General features: G+C 57.8%; 6 protein-coding genes. 5 read left to right on the forward strand and 1 reads right to left on the reverse strand.

Translation table 11 applies throughout. The annotated features are described in order from the left end of the window. On the forward strand, window positions 1-1,159 hold a 1,159-nt coding region (locus tag AC1D00_RS23460; RefSeq protein ID WP_477012295.1), incomplete at its 5' end, for a glycosyltransferase family 2 protein. Window positions 1,160-2,356: 1,197 nt separating this feature from the next. Then, window positions 2,357-2,710 (forward strand): phasin family protein, encoded by a 354-nt coding sequence (locus AC1D00_RS23465; protein WP_477012296.1) that lies wholly within the window; start codon window positions 2,357-2,359, stop codon window positions 2,708-2,710. Between the two features lie 120 nt (window positions 2,711-2,830). Here the strand turns inward: AC1D00_RS23465 and AC1D00_RS23470 are convergent, their stop codons facing one another. Next, window positions 2,831-3,193, reverse strand: a complete 363-nt coding sequence (locus AC1D00_RS23470) for a hypothetical protein (RefSeq protein ID WP_135179221.1) — start codon at window positions 3,191-3,193, stop codon at window positions 2,831-2,833. Window positions 3,194-3,215: 22 nt separating this feature from the next. Here AC1D00_RS23470 and AC1D00_RS23475 point away from each other — a divergent pair, with 22 nt between their 5' ends. The 3 genes from AC1D00_RS23475 (at window position 3,216) to AC1D00_RS23485 (ending at window position 5,512) form a co-directional block, all read left to right on the forward strand. Further along, the gene (locus tag AC1D00_RS23475; RefSeq protein ID WP_235885987.1) at window positions 3,216-3,815 is read left to right on the forward strand and encodes a hypothetical protein; all 600 of its coding nucleotides are present in this window, start codon (window positions 3,216-3,218) and stop codon (window positions 3,813-3,815) included. A gap of 132 nt (window positions 3,816-3,947) precedes the next feature. Next, window positions 3,948-4,682, forward strand: a complete 735-nt coding sequence (locus tag AC1D00_RS23480; RefSeq protein WP_235885989.1) for a DUF1236 domain-containing protein — start codon at window positions 3,948-3,950, stop codon at window positions 4,680-4,682. A gap of 668 nt (window positions 4,683-5,350) precedes the next feature. Beyond that, window positions 5,351-5,512: a hypothetical protein gene (locus tag AC1D00_RS23485; RefSeq protein WP_477012297.1), complete on the forward strand. Its 162-nt coding sequence runs from the start codon at window positions 5,351-5,353 to the stop codon at window positions 5,510-5,512. Window positions 5,513-5,824: the final 312 nt, after the last annotated feature.

Raw genomic sequence — 5,824 nt, forward strand, 5'->3', positions numbered from 1 at the left:
CGCCTGGGGCGTGGCTTTTTGCTGCGGTACGTCGTCGGTCATCAGGTTCTCATCCCTCGTGAAGATCGGCGGCTTTCCGACCGATTCCGTGACGGAGGATTACTTGCTGACGCTGCGGCTGAAGGAAATTGGCGCGCGCACGGTGTACCTGAACGAACGTCTGACCTTGGGGTTAGCCCCGGAGGGACTCAAGGAGTACATCACTCAGCGCAGCCGATGGTGTCTTGGCTTCATGCAGATCATTCGGGGGCGCAGCGGCCCCTTTTCCCGAAGATCGCAGCTGGATGTTGTCGACAGGCTGTCCCTCGTCGAAGCATTCATGAGCTGGACCTCGACCTATGTCATCAAGGTATTCGGTCTTGTCGTTCCGAGCCTTTATCTTCTCTTCGGCATCAAAGCCGTCCAGACGGATCTTTCCGTACTCCTCGAATATTTCCTGCCTTTTTATGTCTGGTATTCGCTCACCATTGCCTGGATTTCCCGCGGACGCTCCATGGCGGTGATGTCGGACGTCGCTCAATACATTGCACTGCCGGCGGTTCTCAAAGCCGTGGCGGCGGGGCTGCTCAAGACGCAGGGGCACAAATTCGAGGTCACCTCAAAGGGCGGGGATCGCAATCAACGCTTCATCGAATGGCCACTGCTCAGAGTATACGGCACCGCACTGGCGATCACGCTCGCCGGAATTGCCTATGCCTTCGTGCTTCATGCGCAAGGCGACATGATCGCCTATGGCGGCCTCGCGCTGGCCTGGAGTTTATACAATGCGGTCATCCTGACGATCGTCTGCTTGGTGTCCATCGAGCAGCCGCGGCGGCGAAAGGCCGAGCGGTTCGAGCGAACTGAGCCGGTTCTTTTCAATATCGGTGGGCGGTCCGGCATCTACCGCTTGGCAGACATGTCGATCACGGGTGCCCGCTTCGTGAGCAACAATCCCCCACCTGTTGGCGCTGCCGTTCATTGCACTCTTCGGGAGAGAACTGTCGCCGCTCTGGTCGTGCGGCGCACTGGGGATGGATTTGCGATCCGGTTCGATGCGACCCTCAACACGCGCGTTGATCTCATTCGAGCTTTCTATTCCGGTGACTACGTCACCGCATTCACCGGAATACGCGCCGCCCCCCTAGGCAAAGCAATCATGATGCGGATGTTCGGGTGACTACGTCTGCCGGCGATATCGTTGGCTCAACGCTTCGCCGCTGCTCGGGCGGCTATGCGGAGCGGGTTGGGTAGCATGGCTCTCCCAGCATGATGTCATGCTGGTGGCGGCAAGAGCAAGCCGCAACGGAGAGCGTCGCGGCAGATCAGGGCCATAATAACTAAGCGCTCGCCGTTGAAACTGAGCAATATCGACCAGCGAATCGGTATCACTAAGTGTATGTATCCTCGGGGTAGGGCTGTTGGGAGGAAGGAATAATCGCCGAGGGAAAGCCGCCCACCTTTTGGCCCCAGAATCCGGACGACGACATGCAAATGATTGGCGCCCTTCGGCTCTCTCGAAAAGGAGAATATAGAGCTGAAAGAGCTGGTCGTGCGCCTTTCGGAGACCATCCTTCGATATGTCGAAGGGCGGCGCTGAGTTCGCGGATCGATGCGCTGAGCCAGATGTTCGTTGGAGCTGTGYAGGTCACGGCCGTTGCGAAGCCAAGCGTCGCACTCGGCTTCGTCGCCGCAATGCCCACATCGATGCTTTCAGGGCTTGATCGCTTCGGTTGCGCGCGTGCTATGTCGGCGCCCGCAGTTCGCCCCGAAACCAAGCTAAAGTATTTGCGCATTTCATCGGGTCGACTGCCTGGTCGAGGAGCTGGTGGATGACATCACAAGCGGGACATTCGAAGGTATGAATGCAAAAGCCGGCGTGACCGGGCGTAATGCGCGCCAGCATCATGCTTATCTGGCATTTGGGACACATCGGTCGCTGGATGGTCATGGAGCTAGCCTTGATCAGGGCGGGAGCGCGAAACTCCCAGTCACCGGTGGATGCCACTGCGAGCGGTGATGCACCATCGTGTAACTATGGATGCTGCCGCCGCTGACCAATATTGATCACCTCCCGAACTAGCGTCGGTTATCCCATACGCGCGCTTTCACGATTCGACTCATTTTTCGAATACGCAACTGTCAGATCGTTCCCATGGATAGGCGTCCTACCGGCCCTGGCTGGCCTGTCTGCGCCGACGCGCCGCCGGCAGATGGCTAGCCGACCGGCCGATGAGAAATTCGCTGCGCGCGAGCAGCGGCCCGTTCGTCGTACGAACACACGCCGCGGAACAGACCAGCGAGAACTGAGGGTGCTTGAAGCAACCATTGGTGGCGCGCGACGTTGATCCACCACCAAACGAACAAGGAAACATAAATGTCAGATCAGATCCGGACAGACCAGAAGTTGCCGCACCAACCGAATGGCAATGATCAACTCAATACAGGAGCTTCGTCCAGCGCCTTGCCTGGGGGCTTCCTTGCGATTGCCAGTGCTTACGGGGACTACACGAAGAAGTCGCTTGAGGACGCGAAACTGTTTGTTGAGATGCTCTCGGGCGTAAAGTCGCTCGACAAGGCGATTGAAATTCAGGCCGACTTCGCCAAGGCAACTTATGACACGTTCGTTGCGGAGTCGCAGAAGATCGGCGCGCTTTACGGCGATCTTGCCAAGCAGTCGTACAAGCCATTCGCAGAGCTTGTTGCAAGGATGACCCCGACAAATCGGTAACATGTCTGTCCCGCGGTGCCGGAGCAAAGTGGCTCTGGTTCATCGCGAGGCGTAACTAAGCTTGGCAAACGAGCCACCGTGAGGAGCATTATGGCCAGTGTCAATCCGATTTTCGAAAGCTCATCCGTTGACCCAGAGCAGGTAACCGCCGTGAACGCGGCGTACGACCTGGCATGTCGAACGCTTCAACACATCGGCCAGCTGGAGGTAGATCGGGAAATCATTGCCAGGAGAATTGTACAGGCAGCAGGCGACGGCGAGCGCGATGCCGACAAGCTGTGCGAGCGTGCCATCCATGGACTGACCGCGCTCGACTATCGGCAGCATAGCACCTAAAGGCCCGAACGATCCACCGGGCGGCAGCGAAGCTCCGACAGCGGGCCGAACAAAGGTTCCGTGGTGGTTTTGTAATCCGTCGCTTTGGCCGGTGAACTTATGATGGGTTCGCGCTTTGGTTCGTCGGAGAACCAGCTTGCGCCGCATATTCAGATCCTCTGTATTTCTGATGGCCGCCGTCTACTTCTTGGTGGATGTCGTGCTTTTCGCTCTCGCCAAGCCTGCACTTCGCTGGCTGGCGGATTGCTGGGTGTTTGAAAGCGTGCGGGCGTGGATTGTGTCGCTTCGGCCGTATCCGACCTTGGCATTGTTCATTGTGCCGGTTATTTTGCTGGAGCCTGTCAAGCCAATCGCAGCTTACCTGATGGCGACAGGCCACTTCGTTGAGGGACTTATGGTCCTCATCTTTGGCGAGCTCCTCAAATTCTTGCTTGTTGAGCGGCTTTTCAAACTTAGCCGCGAGAAACTTATATCAATTCCTGCTCTCGCTTGGTGCTACGACAAGTTCTGTCAAGCCCAGGATTGGGTCGCCACTCTGCAGGCATGGCAACTCACGCGCCGCTTAAGTGTGCTTGCCAAGCACGCTATTCAAAACTACGTCCTCGAATTTACGACCGCGCAGAAGCAAAAGAGGCGTTTTTTGCGAGCGCGCTTAGTGCCTGTTCGAGAGCCAATAGCCGTTTTGGGTTTAGATGGCACAGCGCAGTTATTTACGCCAGTAATTCAGCTAGACGCGAGAGCGCGTCCGGGAGCCCGAACGAAAGGCTGAATGTAATCGTCGTCAATTGACGGCGCCTATCTTCCAACCGAAGACATCAGCGGAACTATAGTCTGTTGAGACCGTTCCACCCTATGGCCGACGCTCGTCGGCATAGACTCGATTTGAATTGGAAAATATCAGATGAAGAAGTCCTTAATGGCGTCTGCGGCCGTTGCCGCCCTATTGGCCACGACCGGGCTTGCGACAGCGCAAGGCGCCGCTCAAGGAGCAGCGAAGGAAGCCCCGGCTGCCGCCTCGCCTAAAGGCGATACTGCGGTGCCGATGAACGCACCAGCGGCAGGCGCTGCGTCAAAAGAGGGTAAGCCTCAACATGTGCAGGTCAAGCCGGACGCAAAAACGACCGGCGACATGAAAGCCGAGGGCCAGTCGAAGGCATCGGACTCGACTGCTCCGACCGCCACTTCGAAGGACATGAAGAATCCGACCGCTGAATCGAAGTCACTTTCTGACAGCAAGACGGCAAGCGAGCAGAAAGCCGACAGCAAGGCAAAGGCCGTTGATTCGACCGCCACCTCAAAGGACTTGAAAACGCCGACTGCCGAGACCAAGCCCTCGACTTCCGACAGTAGGACGACGGGAAATGCGGCAACCTCGGCGACGGCATCGCCTCCCGCCGAGAAGCGCACCCAGATAACCTCGGCGATCAAGCAAGAGAAGGTCGAGGAAGTAACGAACGTGAATTTCAATCTCTCGATCGGAACGGCTGTCCCAGCCGGTGTCCGGTATTACCCGATGCCGTCACGTATCGTGGAAATCTATCCGGAATGGCGTGGATACGACTTCATCCTCGTGCACGGCAAGTACATCATCCTTCGCCCGCGCACGCATGAGATCGTTTACATCATTGAGGGTTAGGCGAGCTCGGCAACCACACGACAAGCAGCTACAAAACGCGAGAGGGCGGCTCAAGAGCCGCCCTCAACATCTGAACCGGGCGCTGCGCGTGGTGCTGTTTTCTCGCGTGTCTTCTTGCGAAAGCGAGCAATATTGACCAGCGCAGAGGGAACCCAAAAAGCTAGGTTGTTTGGATCACCGCCCTACCATAGGCAACAGTCGGTGACTGAGAGTGTCGCGCTCCCGCCTGGTTCTCAAGGGGAGTATCATGCTGTCTAGTCAATCCAATCCGAGGGCTTAGTGCCGCAGACTTCAGAATTCATAGCTGCTCGCGATGCCGCACTCCGATGACGTTGGTCTGCATCGAACCGGACAAGTCCGGTTTTGATCTGCGCACCTTTAAATGCGCAAGGTGCGGTCACGACGAAGTCCTCCTCGCTGCAATTTAGGCGGGCTTCGTAAGCCGCTTGTTTGCCTGCCTGAGGAGCGGTGCAAAAGCTTCACGCCTGTGCTCTTGCGAAGCCTGACGCTGAAAGGGGGGTGATTGGCACCGAGGAGATGATCCGCTCATCTCCAGAGGGAAAACCATGGTTGCCGTCGTACCGCCGCCGCAGGGTCCTCCCATCCCGCTGGATGTCGATCCGCCAGAGCCACACGCTGCGGCAATCGAGGCTGCCAATGAGACGGAGATGCCGCTTCCATCTGATCCGCGGACGTTCTTTCTCGGTGGCCTGTTCGGATTAGGTGTCCTTGCGGCGCTCTACGTGGCAAGCTCGATCATCCTTCCAGTCATGCTTGCACTCGTGCTGAATCTCCTGCTTCAACCCGCTGTCCGCCTCTTGGGGCGTTAGCATCTCCCCCGGGCTGTCGGAGCGCTCTTCACCGTCTTTCTGGTCATTGGAGCGCTTGTAGGACTGGTGGCGGCGTTATCGGTACCGGCCACGACCTGGGCTGAGCGGCTGCCCGAGGGCATCCCGCGCCTGGAGGCACACCTACGGCTTGTCAGCGGGCCGATCCAAGCGTTGCAAAAGGTCATCCAACAGGCCGAGCAGGCTGCAGATGCTCCGCCTGGCAGGGGGTCAATTGTGTCGGTTCGCCGCGATCTGGGCATAACGGGTGTCCTTTTCGCAGGCACGCGCTCCGTACTCGATGGCCTGTTTACG

The organism is Bradyrhizobium sp. P2_E8 (genome assembly GCF_056403875.1).